General features: G+C 73.3%; 1 protein-coding gene and 1 pseudogene. Both read left to right on the top strand.

The window, feature by feature from the left end; translation table 11 throughout:
- A partial coding sequence (locus KH616_RS25180; RefSeq protein ID WP_292255289.1) for a regulator occupies positions 1 to 893 on the top strand: 893 nt, incomplete at its 5' end.
- A gap of 11 nt (positions 894 to 904) precedes the next feature.
- A pseudogene (locus KH616_RS25175) lies at positions 905 to 1,214 on the top strand (single-stranded-DNA-specific exonuclease RecJ); the annotation flags it as partial.

The following is a 1,214-nucleotide window of genomic DNA, read 5'->3' as shown; positions in this document are numbered from 1 at the left end:
TGCACGAACCCGGCACGGTCGGCGTGGCGCCCGGCAGCGCCGCGGACGAAGCGCCGCTCGCGCCGTACATGCTGCTCGCCGACGGCGGCACGCCCGGCGAGCACGCGTGGGCATGCGTCGAGCCGGTCCACGTGGAGATCGCGCACGACCATCTGGTACTCGTCGACCCCGCTGCGCTCGCGCTCGACGACGGCGACGCAGCCGCGCTGCTCGCGGTCGCCCGTCCGCTGATCGAGGAGCTCGGCATCCGGCTCGACGCCCCGCAGCCGACGCGCTGGTATCTGTCGAGCGACGCGCTCCGCCCGCTCGCCGGCGCGGCCCCGCTGCGCGCAAGCGGCCGCAACATCGAGATCTGGCTGCCGCACGAGGCGCATACCGGCGAACGCTCGCGGCTCTGGATGAAGCTGCAGAACGAAGTGCAGATGGCGTGGTTCCAGCATCCCGTCAACGAAGCCCGCGAAGCGCGCGGGCTGCCGGCCGTCAATTCGATCTGGTTTCACGCGCAGGGCGTGCTGAAGCCGGTCGGCCGGCCGTTCGCACGCGTGCTGTCGCCGTCGCCCGCCGCGCTCGGTCTCGCCCGCGCCGGCGGCGCCGACGCCGGCGCGCCGCCCGCCACGTTCGATGCGCTCGGCGCACGCGACGGCGCCACACTCGTCGAGTTGCCGGTACTCACCACGCCATTCATCGAACAGGACTGGGCGCGCTGGCATACGGCGCTGAACGCGCTGGAGCGCGACTGGTTCGCCCCCGCGCTCGCGGCGTTGCAGCGCGGCGAGCTCGCGAGCCTCGCGTTCACGCTGTGCGGCGACACCAGCTCGGTGACGCTGCGCGCAACGCGCGGCGACCTGCGCAAGTTCTGGCGCCGCCGCGCGCTCGCCTCCCTGTTCGAATAACCCGCCCCAGCATGACCCGAATCGTTACCCGCCCCGTCGCGCCCGCCGACGCCGAAGCGCTTGCGCGCCACGGCATGCATCCGGTGCTCGCACGCCTGTATGCATCGCGCGGCGTCCAGTCGCCCGCCGACATCGAAACCGCCCTTGCGCGGCTCGTCCCGCCCGCCGAACTGAAAGGCTGCGCCGATGCCGCCACGCTGCTGGCCGACGCAATCGCCGACAAGCGGCGCCTGCTCGTCGTCGCCGACTACGACTGCGACGGCGCCACAGCCTGCGCGGTCGCGGTGCGCGGCCTGCGGATGTTCGGCGCGCAGATCGACT

The sequence above is a fragment of the Burkholderia sp. genome (assembly GCF_018375725.1).
Taxonomy (GTDB): Bacteria; Pseudomonadota; Gammaproteobacteria; order Burkholderiales; family Burkholderiaceae; genus Burkholderia.
Note: the sequence above shows the minus strand (reverse complement) of the source record. Positions and strands in the feature narration are given on the sequence as shown.